The sequence below is a fragment of the Meiothermus ruber DSM 1279 genome, from assembly GCF_000024425.1.
GTDB lineage: Bacteria > Deinococcota > Deinococci > Deinococcales > Thermaceae > Meiothermus > Meiothermus ruber.
Window position 1 is genome coordinate 2753102 of the sequence record NC_013946.1, and the last position, 14111, is coordinate 2767212.

Annotated in this window: 14 protein-coding genes; all 14 read right to left on the reverse strand. The window is 64.0% G+C overall.

From position 1 onward, the window contains the following. Window positions 1–690 carry a trehalose-phosphatase gene (gene otsB / locus MRUB_RS13645; protein WP_013014963.1) on the reverse strand — a complete coding sequence of 230 codons (690 nt, stop codon included), beginning with the start codon at window positions 688–690 and terminating at the stop codon, window positions 1–3. After that, window positions 687–2036, reverse strand: a complete 1350-nt coding sequence (locus tag MRUB_RS13650) for an alpha,alpha-trehalose-phosphate synthase (UDP-forming) (RefSeq protein WP_013014964.1) — start codon at window positions 2034–2036, stop codon at window positions 687–689. Before MRUB_RS13650 ends, otsB begins: the two co-directional genes overlap by 4 nt. A 176-nt stretch (window positions 2037–2212) precedes the next feature. Further along, a complete protein-coding gene (locus MRUB_RS13655) occupies window positions 2213–3643 on the reverse strand; it encodes a phosphodiester glycosidase family protein (RefSeq protein WP_013014965.1) in 1431 nt (476 codons plus the stop codon). A gap of 304 nt (window positions 3644–3947) precedes the next feature. Continuing rightward, window positions 3948–5726 carry an acyl-CoA dehydrogenase gene (locus MRUB_RS13660; protein WP_013014966.1) on the reverse strand — a complete coding sequence of 593 codons (1779 nt, stop codon included), beginning with the start codon at window positions 5724–5726 and terminating at the stop codon, window positions 3948–3950. A 26-nt stretch (window positions 5727–5752) separates the two neighbouring features. Then, the gene (locus tag MRUB_RS13665) at window positions 5753–6562 is read right to left on the reverse strand and encodes a [LysW]-aminoadipate kinase (protein ID WP_013014967.1); all 810 of its coding nucleotides are present in this window, start codon (window positions 6560–6562) and stop codon (window positions 5753–5755) included. A gap of 36 nt (window positions 6563–6598) precedes the next feature. After that, the gene (gene yjjX, locus MRUB_RS13670; RefSeq protein WP_013014968.1) at window positions 6599–7150 is read right to left on the reverse strand and encodes an inosine/xanthosine triphosphatase; all 552 of its coding nucleotides are present in this window, start codon (window positions 7148–7150) and stop codon (window positions 6599–6601) included. 3 nt (window positions 7151–7153) lie between these two features. Further along, window positions 7154–8194 carry an N-acetyl-gamma-glutamyl-phosphate reductase gene (argC, locus tag MRUB_RS13675; protein WP_013014969.1) on the reverse strand — a complete coding sequence of 347 codons (1041 nt, stop codon included), beginning with the start codon at window positions 8192–8194 and terminating at the stop codon, window positions 7154–7156. 3 nt (window positions 8195–8197) lie between these two features. Continuing rightward, entirely contained in the window at window positions 8198–9043 is an 846-nt protein-coding gene (lysX, locus tag MRUB_RS13680; RefSeq protein WP_013014970.1) for a lysine biosynthesis protein LysX, read from the reverse strand. A gap of 50 nt (window positions 9044–9093) precedes the next feature. Next, window positions 9094–9258 carry a lysine biosynthesis protein LysW gene (gene lysW / locus MRUB_RS13685; protein WP_013014971.1) on the reverse strand — a complete coding sequence of 55 codons (165 nt, stop codon included), beginning with the start codon at window positions 9256–9258 and terminating at the stop codon, window positions 9094–9096. 22 nt (window positions 9259–9280) lie between these two features. Further along, window positions 9281–9592 carry a hypothetical protein gene (locus tag MRUB_RS13690; protein ID WP_013014972.1) on the reverse strand — a complete coding sequence of 104 codons (312 nt, stop codon included), beginning with the start codon at window positions 9590–9592 and terminating at the stop codon, window positions 9281–9283. 21 nt (window positions 9593–9613) lie between these two features. Next, entirely contained in the window at window positions 9614–10117 is a 504-nt protein-coding gene (locus MRUB_RS13695) for a LeuD/DmdB family oxidoreductase small subunit (protein WP_013014973.1), read from the reverse strand. Further along, window positions 10110–11360 carry a 3-isopropylmalate dehydratase large subunit gene (locus tag MRUB_RS13700; protein ID WP_013014974.1) on the reverse strand — a complete coding sequence of 417 codons (1251 nt, stop codon included), beginning with the start codon at window positions 11358–11360 and terminating at the stop codon, window positions 10110–10112. The genes MRUB_RS13695 and MRUB_RS13700 overlap by 8 nt, the downstream gene beginning before the upstream one ends. A 50-nt stretch (window positions 11361–11410) precedes the next feature. Then, entirely contained in the window at window positions 11411–12649 is a 1239-nt protein-coding gene (locus MRUB_RS13705; protein WP_013014975.1) for a LeuA family protein, read from the reverse strand. A 260-nt stretch (window positions 12650–12909) separates the two neighbouring features. Beyond that, entirely contained in the window at window positions 12910–14109 is a 1200-nt protein-coding gene (locus MRUB_RS13710; RefSeq protein WP_013014976.1) for an ABC transporter substrate-binding protein, read from the reverse strand. Window positions 14110–14111 lie beyond the last annotated feature (2 nt).

Genomic DNA, 14111 nt, shown 5'->3' on the forward strand with positions numbered 1-14111 from the left:
TCAGAGGTAAGTTTTCAAGTAGGCCAGAACCTCGTCCACATCCGCCAGGCGCCCTGCCGCGGCGGTGGGCCCGGGCCCCACTTTAAGGGTCAGGCCCCGGCCCTGAAGGGCGCGAAAGGCCGTCTCGTCCGTGGCGTCGTCCCCGATGCAGACGGGGGTGTGGCCGGGGTGGCGCTCCAGCAGGCGGAGAACCGCCCGGCCCTTCTCCGCCCCCTTAGGCTTGATCTCCAGAACCTTCTTGCCCCAAAGGGCCTCGAGGTCTAAGGCCTGGAGAAGCCCCTTCACCTCTTCAAGCCACCGCCGGAGGCAGGCTTTCACTCCCTCTTGGTCTCGGGCTCCCCGGTAGTGGAACGCGAGGGCAAAGCCCTTGTCCTCTAGCTGCACCCCTTCGCAGGGGAGGAGGCGTTGCCGTAGGGGGGAGAGATCCACAGAGAGCAGGGAGCGGACTTCTCCTCCTAGGATGCCCTCCTCTGCCCCGTGCCCTCCTACCACTGGGAGGCCGGAAAGGGGGAGGAGGGCCTCCAGATCCCGCACCCGGCGCCCGGTGATCACGTAGACCGGGAAGCGGGCCCGCAAGGCCTCCAGCACCCTGGGGGCCTCAGGGTAAGGGAAGGCCTCCTCGGGCCTGGGGGCGATGGGGGCCAGCGTCCCATCGTAGTCCAGGAAGAACACCGGGTTTTCCGCCCTCATCTCCCCTCCGCCAACGAATGGAGAAAGCCCTCCGCCCACCGCTTTACGTCCAGGCCGTCTATGCGATCCCAAAGGGCCTGAAGCCTTTCCTGGCGCGCCCCCTTAGGGGTGCGCAGGGCCTGATCCAGGGCGGCCCCGATGCCCTCGAGGTCATAGGGGTTGACCAAGAGGGCTTCTCTGAGGTATTCGGCCGCCCCCGCCAGGTTGGATAGGATGAGTATCCCTTCTTCCGAGGTGTAGGCGTACTCCAGGGCCACCAGGTTCATGCCGTCCCGCAAAGGGGTGATGAGCGCGACGTCCGCCGCTAGGTAGAAGGCCACCAGCTCCTCTGGGGGAAAGGCCTGGTAGAAGTACCGCAAGGGGATCCAGTCCTCCCGCAGGAAGCTTCCCATGATCCGCCCCACCACCTCGTCCACCTGGCGTTTGAGCTCCCGGTATTCCGCCACGCTGGTGCGGGTAGGGGTGGCGATCTGGAATAGGGTCACCTTGCCCCGCCAGTGGGGGTGGGTACGCAGGAACCGTTCGTAGGCCAAAAGCCTTTCCAGAATGCCCTTGGTGTAGTCCAAGCGGTCTACTCCAAGGATGAGCCGCTTGCCTGCGAGGTGCTTCAACGCTTGGGCGTGCTCTTGGACCCTTTTGTCCCGAACCAGCTCCCGGAAGCGGGCGGTGTCTATGCCTAGGGGGTGAACCTCTACCCGAATCCAGCGGTCCCCCCACCGAACCCGGTTGCCCTCTATGGGGAAGCCGTAGTGGGCGGCGGTTCTGAGGAAGTTTTCCGCGTACTCCGAAGTATGGAACCCGATGAGGTCAGCACCTAAGAGGCCTTCCACCAGAGCTTTCCCCCAGGGCAGGACGCGGAACACCCCGCTGGAGGGCCAGGGGATGTGGAAGAAGAACCCTATGGGGTTTGGAACACGCTCCCGCAGGAGCTTGGGCAGGAGCATGAGGTGGTAGTCCTGTATAAACACCACGTCTTCGGGTTGGAGCAGTTCGGTCACCTTGCTGGCAAAGCGTTGGTTGGCCCGAACGTAGTCTTGGAAGTAGTCCCGCTTAAGCTCAACTTTCTCCAGGAAGTAGTGGCATAGGGGCCAGAGGATTCGGTTGGCAAACCCCCCGTAAAACCCCTGCCACTCCTTTTGGGGTAAGGTGACCTGTACCAAGCGGATGGCGCTTTCCCGGGGCCTTAGGGTGAGGGCCTTTTCCCCTTCTTCCCGGGCGGCTACCCAGACGCCTCCCCGGGCCTCGAGAACCGGTAAGAGGGCGGAAGCCAGGCCGCCCACCGCGGGGGCTAGGCCTTCTGGGGTAAGGCGGAAAGGGGCTCGGTTGGCCACGATGACCAGTCCCATTTGCTTCTATCCTACAGGTTTTGGGGGCAAGGGGGTGATTCAGGGCCGGTGCGTGAGGTTACGCACCCCGACCGATGGCAAAACTTGATGCGACCGGGGTGGAGGCGACGCTTCAGGTGGCACAAGAAGGGATTACCAAACCCAGACCAGGCCACCGGTGGGAGCCGAAAGCTGCTCTATGGCTTGGGGTACAGCGCCAGCCCGTTCACCACCGGGCGCACCCCCAGCAGGCCATTGCCCGGATTGCGCAAACGCCCCTGCACCCAGAGCTGGGCCGAGCCGCCTCCATCCATGCGGATGGCTCCCCAGAAGCCCTGCTCCTGCAGCACCCGGGCCAGCGCCTCGGGGCGCATGGGCTCGGTCACGATAAAGTAGAGCGCCCCCTCCTGTGACCAGGCCACCACCGACTGGGCCGCCACCGCCTCTACCGGGGCGCGGTCGCGGAAGGGCTCGGCGTTGGGGTCGAAGACGTTGGCCCCGCTTTGGATGAGCAAAGGGCCGGCCTCGAGCGCGTAGTTGGTTGGGGGCTCGAGGCTGATCATCAGCCGCAGGGTCTCGCCGGTGCGGGCGATGGGGGCTTCGGCAGGAAAGGTGAGCGCCCAGTAGCCCTCAGGCAGTTCGTGCGGGGCAGGGTAGGTAGCAACAATCCGGTCGCCCTGCACGATGTGCACGTTCTCTCCCGGGCGCCCCACCGGCCCGGCCAGGGTGTGCGCGGTGTATTTCGCTCGGTTGAGGTTGACCCCCACCCGAACGCTGCGCCCATCCATGAGCTGCACCGAGGCCGCAAACTGCGGCCGTCCGGCGAATATACTCCCATCCTGCCAGAACAGCGCGCTGCGCCCGTAGGGAAAGCTCAGAGGCACCCCCCCGCGCACCCAGAGGCCAATGGGCGTTCCGGTTCGGCCATCGAAGTAGCCCCCGTTCAGGATGGCCAGGGCCCCAGGGGCCATCTCCGGCAACACCTTGCGCTCACCGGGGCGGCCCACCGGCTCCATGCGCCAGCTACCGGGCGCGGCCTCGAGCCAGTACATGCGCACCGGCTCGGGCGTCCAGGCCCACACTTCGCGGTAGCGGAAGCCCGGCATAAGGGTCTCCTGGCGCTCGGGCTCGAGGTAGTAGACATCCAGCACATAGCGGCTGGGGTTGGAAAGCAAAAAAGTGCGGTAGCGGTAGAAGCGGCCCGGCGGGGCTTGCAGCCTGAGCAGGGTGCTTTGCAGCTCGTAGCGGGCCTCTACCCCCACCCCGGCAGGCCGCACCGCCTCGAGGCCCGGGGCGAAGTAGGGCAGGCTCAGCTCGAGGGAGCCCGGGTACGGGGCCAGGCTGGAGGGCGTGGGCTGCACCGCGTCGCCCTCGGGCAGATCGAAGACCAGGCGCAGGCGGTTGGCGCTGGCCGAGTAGCGCACCCCGGCTTCCGGCGCCGCCACCAGGCCCACCGCCCGGACTACCTCTACCGGCAGCATGGCCCCCTGGGGCGGGGGCAGGCCGGCTTCCAATGGGGGGATCCAGCCCAGGCCCTCCACATAGGTAAAACTCAGCCCATCCTTGTGAAAGGTGGTGGCCCCGTTCTCCTGGGTCACGCTCAGCCCCAGCTTAGAGGCCGGAAGCATCGCAGGGGGTGTTTGTGCATAGGCCGCGCACCAGAGTACCACCAACACCATCCACCAGCGCACCATACCGCTATTCCAACGCATATTCGTCACCCAAAGATGGGGAAATTCTCAATCGGCCTTGGCATAAACAGCCAATTGAGCCCAAAGCCAGTCTCCAGGATTCAAAAGATGGCCTCTGCAGGCCTTGTATTCGCGCCACCTGTGGGCACGGAACTGCTTTGGGCCGCCGGGAAAGTCGCGCGCTGGCCGCAGCAAGGCCAGCCCCCGGCAAGCCACCCACAGGATACCTGTTTATCCCGAATCAATCTGCCACCAGCCAGTCCTGCTCGGGGTACAAAAACACATCGTCCAGGCGCATCAGCCTCGCGGCCAGCAGCGGCACCTTGTCGAGCTCGTAGAGGAAAAAGTAGCGGGCGGCCTCGAGCTTACCCCGGTAGAAAGCCCCTTCCTTTCCCAACGCTTTGCGCGCCTGCTCCAGCCACAGCCAGGCCAGCGTCACCGTGCCGAAGAGTTCCAGATAGGCAAACGAGTTGGCAAAAGCCCGCTCCACCGCCCCCTGGGCCGCCTTGTTCAGCAGGTGCTGGGTGACCTCGGTGGTGGTCTGCAGGGCCTGCTCGAGGGCTTCGGCGTAAGGCCGCAGGGCCTCGGTGTCCCGGCTGGCCTGGATGGTTCGTTCGACCTCCTGCGCCCACAGCCGGAAGCCCTGCCCTCTCTGCATCCCCACCTTGCGCGCCAGCAGGTCGAGGGCCTGGATGCCGTTGGTGCCCTCGTGAATGGCGTTGAGGCGGTTGTCGCGGTAGAACTGCTCGACGTTGTAGTCGCGGGTGTAGCCGTAGCCCCCGTGCACCTGAATAGCCAGCTCGTTGGCCCGCATACCCAGCTCGCTCGACCAGGCCTTGACCACCGGGGTGAGCACCTCGAGCAGCAAACGGGCCTGCTCGGCGGCCTCGGGGGTGGGAGCGGTACGCTCCTCGTCTACCAGCCGGGCCGCATACAGGCACAGGTGCAAGCAGCCCTCGGCGTAGGCTTTTTGCATGATCAGCATGCGGCGCACATCGGGGTGCTGGATGATGGGAACCGCGGGGCTGGCCGGGTTCTTGTCGTGCAGGCGGCGGCCCTGGGTGCGGGTCTGGGCGTATTCCAGCGCGTGCAGGTAGCCGGTGTAGGCCAGCGCCATCGCGCCCATGCCCACCCCGATGCGGGCCTCGTTCATCATGGTGAACATGTAGGACAGGCCCTGGTGCGGCGCGCCCACCAGCTCACCCACCGCGTCCTCGAGGCTCAGCAAGCAGTTGGGAATCCCCCGGTAGCCCATCTTGTGGTTGAGGCCGGCCACCCGCACCCCGTTGCGGGGCCCCAGGCGGCCATCCTCGTGCACCAGGTACTTGGGCACGATGAAGAGCGAAATCCCCTTGACGCCGGGGGGGCCTCCGGGAATCTTGGCCAGCACCAGGTGCACGATGTTCTCGGCAATCTCGTGGTCGCCCCCGGAAATCCACATCTTGGAGCCGTTGAGCCGGTAGGTGCCATCCGCCTGGGGTTCGGCGCGGGTCAGGAGGTCGGTGAGCGAGGAGCCGGCGTGGGGCTCGGAGAGGCACATGGTGCCAAAAAAGCGGCCCTCGAGCTGGGGCAGCAGGTACTTTTTCTGCTGGGCCGGCGAGCCATATTTGCGCAGAAGGTTGGCGTTGCCCGCGGTGAGCAGGGCAAAGCTGGCGGTGGCGATGTTGGCCGCCTTGAACAAAGCGCCGTAGGCCGTGGCAATCACGTAGGGCAGTTGAATGCCGCCCAGCGCGTAGTCGTGCGTGGCCGCAAACAGGCCCGCCTGGCGGTAGGCCTCGAGGGCCGCCTTGATCTCGGGGTTGGTGTGCACCCGCTCGCCGTCGAACCAGGGCTCTTCCTGGTCGTTTTTCTTGTTGTGGGTGGCGAAGTGCTCGAGCGCGATGCGGTAGGCCACGTCCAGGATATCTTTGAAGGTCTCGCGGCTGTGGTCGCGGTAGCGCTCGCGCTGGGTGAGGGCCTCCACCTCCAGCACTTCATACAGCAGGAACTCGAGGTCGCGCCGGGAGATGAGCTTTTCCATATTGAGGCGATTGTACCGCCTGGAGCTTACCGCACCACCGTACCGGCCCCCGCCAGCGCCGCCGAGATGGGCTGCTCGATGCGGGCATCCCCAAACACCACCCGGCCCACCCCACCCTGCACTGCCTCCACCGCCCCCAGCACTTTTTTCTTCATGCGCCCCTGGGCCACGCTCATGTACTGGGGGTCGCCCACCCGGGCTGCCGGAATCTCGCGGATCAGGCTCGACTCGTCGGGGAAGTTGGCCAGGAGGCCCGGAATGTTGGAAAGGAGCAGCAGCGCTTCGGCTTTGAAGGCCGTGGCCAGCAGGGCTGCTGCGGTGTCGCCGTCGGTGTTGATGGCCTCGCCCTGGTACGAGACCGCCGGCGGGGTGAGCACCGGCAGGTAGCCCGCCTCCAGCAACAGGGTAAGCAGGGCCGTGTTCACCTTTTCCACCGAGCCCGTGTAGTCGCCCCGGTGAATCTTGATCTTGCCGTTTTCGATGTACTTGACCGCGTCCTTGCGCTTGCCCTCGAAGATGCGCCCATCCAGCCCCGAAAGGCCCACGGCATTGACGCCCTCTTTCTGCAACAGCTCCACGATGCGCTTGTTCACCAGGCCGCAGTAGACCATCTCGAAAATTTCCAGGGTCTTCCGGTCGGTGAGGCGGCTGGTGAGGCCGCCGGGGTGGGTCAGAAACTGCGGCGGATGGCCCAGGGCCTCGGCAATTTTGTTGGTCTCGCTGCTGCCCCCGTGCACCAGGATGAGCTTCTGGCCCGACTTCCAGAGCGAAGCGGCGTCCTTCGCCACCGCCTCGTAGTTGATGCCTTCTGAACCGCCTACCTTGACTACAATCATCGCCCAACCTCTAGCCCGCCATCATACCGATTTTCCCTAGGTGTCGGGGAACAGGTACGCCACACCCTCCAGTGGATAAAGCTCCGGGCGCAGAAAAGGGGGCAGGGCCAGCTCGAGGGTGTGCCGCCAGAACTCCATCCGTTCGATGCGCGAAAGGGTAAGGATGCCCACCGCACCGCTGCCCTTCTTGGTGTCTTTTTTTCCCACCAGATCGTCCATGATGGGGCCCAGCTCCTCGCCCCTTCGCAGGCGCTCCCCCACCCGCGGCGGCAGCAAAACCGAGCCCCCGCGGGCCAGGCCCCACCGCCCATCGGCCCGCAGAATCACCGCAATGTTGAAGAGCCAGCTCCCCTGCCCATTGAACTCCACCCCAGCCTCCAGCCCCAGGCCCCAGGCTGCGCCGGGCTGGGCCAGGGCTGCCCGGGCCCGGTTTAGGGCGCCCTGCAGGGTTTCATGGTAGCCAATCGGCTGGGCCCGCACCCCGCTGGGCACCTCCACCCCGCGCACCTCCAGGCCCGGAAACACCTCTGCAAACACCCGGCGCACCGGCTCGAGCTTGGCCGGGTTGGTGCTGCCGACGACGACCATAGCCTACGGATGCAGCCCGCTGAACTCGAGGCCCGCGGTCTCGGGCCAGCCCATCCGCACGTTCAGGCTCTGGATGGCGTGGCCCGCGGTTCCCTTGACCAGGTTGTCAATGGCCGAGATCACCACCAGCCGCCCGGTATCCTCTTCCAGCTCGAAGCCCACATCGCAGTAGTTGGTGCCCTCCACCACGTTGGGGTCGGGGTAGCGGTGGATGCCCTTCTTAAGCTTCACCAGGCGGATGAAAGGCTCCGCCCCATACACCTTGCGGTAGGCCCCCCAGACCTCTTTTTCGCTCAGGCCCTGGCGCAAAAAGGTCTGGGCGGTCATCAGGATGCCGCGCACCCGGTCGGTGGCGATGGCGGTCAGGTGGAGTTCGGGCTGGCCCGGCAGGTTCTCGCGAATTTCGGCGGTGTGGCGGTGGCCGGTGGGCTTGTAGGCCCGGATGCTGCCCGCGCGTTCGGGGTGGTGCGAGGCCAGGCTGGGCTCGGCCCCGGCGGCGCTGGTAGAGATCATCACCGTGGCGAAGATGGGCCCCGGGGCCAGCAGGCCCTCTTGCAGCAAGGGGTAGAGGCCCAGGATGGTGGCGGTGGCGTTGCAGCCGCAGCAGGCGATGTAGTTGGCGGTTTTGAGGGCCTCGCGGTACAGCTCGGGGTTGCCGTAGACCCACTGGCCCACAAGGTCGGGGCGGGGGTGGTCTTCGCCGTAGTATTTCCTGTACAGATCCAGGTTCTTCAGGCGAAAGTCCGCCGACAGATCCACGATCACGGGGGCCAGGTGCTGGTATTTCTCAAACTCCTTGGCCGCCACCCCGTGCGGCATGGAAAGCACCAGAATATCGCAGGGCTCGAGGCTGGCCGGGTCTACAAACTTCAGGTTGGTGCGGCCCCGCAGGTTGGGGTGCACCAGCGTGACCGGGTCGCCCATCATACGGCGCGAGGTGACCTGTTTGACCTCGAGGTACGGGTGCCCCAGGGCCAGCCGCAGAAACTCCCCCCCGGCGTAGCCGGAACCCCCCACAATCGAAACCGTCTTTTTCTCGCTCATAGCCTAACGCAGTCGCAAGCTCCAGGCGTACTCCAGAATCCTGGCCGGGATGTCCACCCCGGTGGTGCTCACCGAGTTCTTGAACTCCATGGTGTGGTTGACCTCGTTGACCAGCAGGCCTCGAGGCGACTCGAACAGGTCGATGGCCACCACCCCACCCCCCACCGCCCGGGCCGCCCTGACCGCCAGCTCGGCCAGCTCGGGCGTTACCGGGCAGTTGGAGGCCTTGCCCCCGCGGGCGGTGTTGGTAATCCAGTGGGTCGAGGAGCGGTAGATGGCCCCAATGCAGGTATCCCCCACCACAAAGGCCCGGATGTCCCGGCCGCCTTTGTCCACCAGCTCCTGTATGTAGAAAAGCTGGTGCTGGTAACCGCCCAGCACCTCCTTGTGCTCGAGCACCGTCTCGGCGGCATCGCGGTCACGGATCAGCGAGAGCAGGCGACCCCAGCTCCCCACCACCGGCTTCATCACCACCGGGTAGCCCATCTGCTCGATCAGCTTGAGGGCTTCCTCGGCCTCGGTAGCCAGGGCGGTTCGGGGCTGGGGCACCCCATGGGCCTCCAGGGCACAGCTTGTGGCCCATTTGTCACCGCACACCTCGATCACTTCCGGGGCGTTCACCACCGGAATCCCCAGGCTTTTTAAGTAGCGCGAAACAGCCAGGCCCTTGCTCTGGGAGACCAGGCGCTCCACCGCACAGGTAACGCCCTCGAGCTCCGGCGGGCGTTCCCCCAGGCGCATGGGCATCTGCTTGGCGTAGATTTTCTTGAAAGGAATGCCCAGCCCCTCGGCAGCCTTGAAGAGCATCTCCTCGTCGGGGCGGATGCGGTCGTACAGAATCGCCAGCATAAAAAATCAGGGGTCGGGAGCAGGCCGGCGGGCCCGCTCCCGGGTGCTATTTACTCGCCCCAGTCCTCCGCTTCCTCGGGGGCCGTCTGTAGCTTGAGGGGCTCCAGCCCCACCACCTCGAGCTCCGCACCACAGGTCTCACAGACCACCAGCTCCCCCAGCTCAGGGCTCTCCAGTTCGATCGGGCTTCCACATTCCACACACTCGGCAGTCATAATCGCTCCTTCCACCTCGTCGCTAGTCCAGATCGTCTTCCTCGTCTATTTCCGACCAGTCCGGCGTAAAACGATGCCCACACTCCGGGCATACCACCTCTTCTTCGCTGCCATCCACCTCGAAGGTCAGGCCGCACTCCGGGCAGTCCACGAAAAAGCCTTCCTCGCCATCCTCAATCACCACCACCTCGAGCGGATCGGTCGAGAGAATTTGCAGGTAGGCCCCGCAGGACTCGCACTCGATGTAATCATCGGACGTGAGTTCCTCGAGGTCTTCAGCGAGCAGGTAGTTGGGCTCGTTGCACACCGGACAGATCACTTCTATATCTCCCATAAAGGCCTCAACCGCCCCAGTTTACCCTTCAAGCCCTTCGCCGGGAAACCGCCCATACTTGCGGTAGTACTCCAGGATGCTGCCCTCTTTGAGGGCTTCCAGCAGAAAGGCCGGGGGTGGGCGGAGCCGGAAGGTCTCGGCCCCGCGCCGCAGTATGCCCTGCTCAAAGTCCAGCTCCACCTCATCGCCGTCTTGCAAAGCTTCCACCACCTCCGGGGCCTCAAAGGGCATGATGCCCAGGTTAACCAGGTTGCGGTAGAAGATACGGGCATAGCTTTTGGCAATAATGGCCTTCAGGCCCAGCTTACGCAGGGCTTCTGGCGCATACTCACGCGAAGAGCCAAGGCCGGTGTTCTTGCCGCAAACCAGAATATCGCCCGGTCGGTAGTTGGAGGCAAAATCGGGGCGTATGTGGGCGAAAGCATAGGTGTGAAATTTATCCTCGCCCACCATAAAAGGGGCGTACTTGCCGGGCAAGATGTCGTCGGTGTTGATGGCATCGCCAAACTTCCAGACCCTAGGCACGGGACACCTCCAGCTCTTCCGGGGTGGTGATGTAACCAGCAACCGCCGAAGCAGCAGCTACCCGGGGCGAGGCCAGGTAAATTTCGGCATCGGCCGCCCCCATCCGGCCTCTAAAGTTGCGGTTGGAGGTGCTCACGCACACCTCGCCGGGGGCCAGCACGCCCTGGTGCCGCCCCATGCAGGGCCCGCAACCCGGGGTGCCCAGCGTGGCCCCGGCTTGCAACAGGGTGAGCAGGGTGCCATCGGCGGTGGCCTCCTCCAGCACCTGCGACGAGGCCGGTATCACCAGCAACCGCACCCCCGGTGCCACTTTGCGACCTTTGAGAATTTCGGCCACCTGGTGCAGGTCATCCAGCCGTCCGTTGGTACAGGTGCCCACAAACACCTGATCCACCTTCTTACCCCTCACCTTTGCCACTTCTTCCACGTTATCCACATAAAACGGCACCGAGACCCTGGGGGTAAGGGCTGCCAGATCGATCTCGATCTCGCGCGCGTAAACCGCATCGGGGTCGGGGTAAAGCCAGTCGGGCACCTCATACATGTCCAGAATTTCCCCGCTGGGCACCACCAGCCCACACTTGGCCCCAGCCTCCACGGTGAGGTTGGCCAGGGTCAGGCGCTGGCTACGGGTCAGGGCCTCGGCCCCCTCCACCAGGTGCATCTCGATGCTCATGTAGGTAGCCCCATCGGCGGTCAGCACTCGAATCATCTCGAGGGCCGCATCCTTTGCGGTCACACCCGGTGCAAGCTGCCCCCGGAAGGTAACCTTGACGGTTTCCGGCACGCGCAACCAGGTGCGCCCTGAGGCCGCGGCCAGCGCGATATCGGTAGCCCCCATCCCGCTGCCAAAGCACCCAATGCCGCCGTAGGTGGTGGAGTGGCTGTCCGAGCCCAGCACGATACCCCCCGGCAAGGCCAGGCGCTCCTCCACCAGCACCTGGTGGCAGATACCCCGCCCCACGTCGAACACCCGGCAGCCATACCGCTTGCCCCAGGCACGAATTTCCTGCTGGGCCTTGGCCACCTCCACATTGGCGGCGGGGGCCACATGGTCAATCACGATGGCGACCTTTTCCGGGAAGCGCGGCGTGGCGCCCAATTGCTCCAGTCGCTTGAAAAAGCTCCCGGCAATGGAGTCCACCACCATCACCTGATCCACCTCCACCACCACCAACTCACCAGCCTCGACCTGACGGCCGGCTCGCCGAGAAAGGATTTTTTCCGCTAAAGTTAGTCCCATCACCCCCTCCTATCACCAGTGGCTATACATCCAGACTCTGCAGGAAGCTCTCAATCCAGGTTCTCCAGCCGCGCGGTGGGCACCTCCTCGGGTAGGGTATGGCGCAGCAGGCCGTGGGCCTCAGCAATTTCCAGCAAAAGCTCCTCGGGTTTCTTCCGGCGCCCAATCTCGCTGGTACGGCCCTTGAACTCCTGGGCGATCTGCTTGGCCTGCTCTTTGCTGATCACAAAGCCTTCCACTTCTTTCAGATAGTAGTAAATCAGGTTCCAGCCCGACAGGGGCCCCAGCAGTAACTGGTTTTTGTCCACCCCAAAGTCGTGCAGGTTGTGGGCCTCGTAGACTTTCTTTTCATTCAGAACGGCCTTCTGGTGCACACCAGCGGTATGGGTGCGGTTGGTCAGCGAGACCGGCTCGGTGTAAGGCACCAGCGTACCCAGAATAGAGGCCATCAGCACGTTGAGGGGATAGCACTGGCTCAGGTTGTACTGCTGGGCTATCTCGGGGTAGCGCTTCGAGAGGTTGAAAAGCACCCCCGTTACCGAGGGGATGCCCGAGCGCTCGGCCAGGCCCCAGATGGAGGCATCCACATAGCGCACCCCGGCCCGCACCGCGGCAATTACGTTGGCCAGGGCCAGTCCCCGATCGTTGTGAAAGTGGCACTCAAGCGCCACATTAGGATAGCGCTGGCGTAGCTGGGCCACCACAGCACTCACATCCTCGGGCTCAGCTATACCCACGGTATCGGGCATGCCCAGGGTATTTACATAGGGGTAAATGGCGTCGTAGAGGCGAAAGATATCCTCGAGCGGGGTGCGGAAAGCGTCTTCGGCGCTAAATCGGATATACAGATCCGGATGGGCCGCGCGGGTAGTGGCAATCACCTCCTGAACCAGTTGCACCGATTCCTCCAGGGATTTTTGGGCATTGTGCTGCTGGGCCAGGGGCGAAACCCCCAGGTAAAGATTCAGACCATTGCAGCCGGTCTCGAGCGCCTGCTCAATGTCCTGCAGGTTGCAGCGGCAGTGGGCCAGGAAGCGAAGGGGCTTCTGGGTGAGCGCGCTGGCATGGGCTATTAGCTCCCGCACATCCTGCGCCTCGGCCACTCCCACCACCGGTGAAAAAAACTCGAAGTGGGTGACGCCCAGCTCGAGCAAGCCGGTCATCAAAACCTTCTTCTCTTCCAGTGTGAACCGGTACTTCTCGGTATCGAACAAAAGCGGCGACTGCTGGCCGTCGCGGAAGGTGGTGTCGACGATTTCAATGCGGTGGGCTGGGGTGGACGCTGGCATAAACTCCTTTATAAAAAAAACCGCCCGCAAGCTGTGTGCGGGCCGGGATACGCAGTGCGCGGGCTAGCTCAGACTAGCCTCCCGGCACTGGATTTTTTTGCACTTAAGATCATCCCAGGGGGCAGTGTACCTATGCACCGTTATTGCTGTCAAGACGGTGTAATCGGTCAACCACGAACAGTTCACCATCCACGGCAGGATTCATACTGGATCCCCAAAAATCCAGCCATAGCAAAACCTATCCCAGACCAGCGGCTCCATCAGCGGCGCTCAACGCTGCTGGCGCGGCGCTGGGCCTCTTCCAGCACCTGTCTGGCGTTGGCGTTGCCTTTCAGGGCGCGCTCGAGGGCGTCCTCCAGGAAGCTGTACCAGATGGTAAACTCGGGGTCTTGCAGCCACACATCGGCGTGCTCTACCTGGCTGAAGGCCACCCGACGGCGGGGATCTTCTTTGTAAAAGTCTTCCAGCAAAGGCTGAGCGGCCCGGCGCATGGGCATGTAGTAGGTGGCCTTGACCCATTTGGCGATGTTGGCCGGCTCCATAGCAAAGCGCCAGAAGGCCACAGCCCCACGGGCCTGCTGCTCACTGGCCCCGCGGAGCACCACCAGGGTGCCACCCGCCAGCGGCACTTTTCCACCTTCCGTGCGGGGTACCGCTGCAACTCCCAGCCTGAAAGGGATGGGGGCGCGGTTTTCGATCAGCGGCCACAGGGTAATGGGCGCGACGCCCATAAAGGTCTTGGTGCGCAAAAAGTCGGCGACGGAGAACTGGGCCTCGGCGATGTTCCGGCTCTGGGCTATGTTCTTCCGCACCATGTCCTGCAGGAACTCGAGGGTCTCCACCACCTTGGGGTTGGTAAAATCCGGGCGGCCCTGGCTGTCCACAATAGATCCTCCCCGGCTCATCACCATTACCACAAAGCTGTAGATGTCGCTCGAGACCGTGTACCCCTTGGCGGCCCGGGTGGTCAAGCGCTGCGCCGCCGTGACCACATCATTCCAGGAGCGCGGGACGCCCAACCCTTTGGCAGCAAACTGGTCGGCGTTGTAGAAAAACACCGGAATCGAGAGGCCTATCGGCAGCCCATAGGTGCGGCCCCGCAGCTTGCCGGTCTCCAGGAATCCGGGGTAAAAATCCCCGGGCAGGTTTCCTAAGTACTCATCCAGCGGCTGGGCTACGTTGTCCTGCACCATCCGCCCCAAAAAGGAAATCTCAGCATGAAACAGCGCCGGGGCTCCCCCAGAACGCAGCGCCGCCAGGAGTTTTAGACCCCCTTCGCGGTAATCCCCCACAAAGCTGGGCACAATTCGGTAGTCCCGCTGACGGCTATTAAAATCGCGGATTATCTCTTCTAGGGGCTCCTGGCCCGGAGGGCCTGCGGTGTGCCAAAAAGGTATCTCAACCGGGCGCTGGGCCAAAGCCCATCCCACTCCAACCAACAGTACCATCAACCAGCGCATCT

Excerpts from the sequence above, each read along its gene's own strand:
- MRUB_RS13655 (WP_013014965.1), bottom strand. The coding sequence starts at position 3,643 with ATGCTTCCGGCCTCTAAGCTGGGGCTGAGCGTGACCCAGGAGAACGGG.
- yjjX (WP_013014968.1), bottom strand. The coding sequence starts at position 7,150 with ATGGTCGTCGTCGGCAGCACCAACCCGGCCAAGCTCGAGCCGGTGCGC.
- MRUB_RS13710 (WP_013014976.1), bottom strand. The coding sequence starts at position 14,109 with ATGCGCTGGTTGATGGTACTGTTGGTTGGAGTGGGATGGGCTTTGGCC.
- lysW (WP_013014971.1), bottom strand. The coding sequence starts at position 9,258 with ATGACTGCCGAGTGTGTGGAATGTGGAAGCCCGATCGAACTGGAGAGC.
- MRUB_RS13660 (WP_013014966.1), bottom strand. The coding sequence starts at position 5,726 with ATGGAAAAGCTCATCTCCCGGCGCGACCTCGAGTTCCTGCTGTATGAA.
- MRUB_RS13705 (WP_013014975.1), bottom strand. The coding sequence starts at position 12,649 with ATGCCAGCGTCCACCCCAGCCCACCGCATTGAAATCGTCGACACCACC.
- MRUB_RS13700 (WP_013014974.1), bottom strand. The coding sequence starts at position 11,360 with ATGGGACTAACTTTAGCGGAAAAAATCCTTTCTCGGCGAGCCGGCCGT.
- MRUB_RS13650 (WP_013014964.1), bottom strand. The coding sequence starts at position 2,036 with ATGGGACTGGTCATCGTGGCCAACCGAGCCCCTTTCCGCCTTACCCCA.
- MRUB_RS13690 (WP_013014972.1), bottom strand. The coding sequence starts at position 9,592 with ATGGGAGATATAGAAGTGATCTGTCCGGTGTGCAACGAGCCCAACTAC.
- otsB (WP_013014963.1), bottom strand. The coding sequence starts at position 690 with ATGAGGGCGGAAAACCCGGTGTTCTTCCTGGACTACGATGGGACGCTG.
- lysX (WP_013014970.1), bottom strand. The coding sequence starts at position 9,043 with ATGCTGGCGATTCTGTACGACCGCATCCGCCCCGACGAGGAGATGCTC.
- MRUB_RS13665 (WP_013014967.1), bottom strand. The coding sequence starts at position 6,562 with ATGATTGTAGTCAAGGTAGGCGGTTCAGAAGGCATCAACTACGAGGCG.
- argC (WP_013014969.1), bottom strand. The coding sequence starts at position 8,194 with ATGAGCGAGAAAAAGACGGTTTCGATTGTGGGGGGTTCCGGCTACGCC.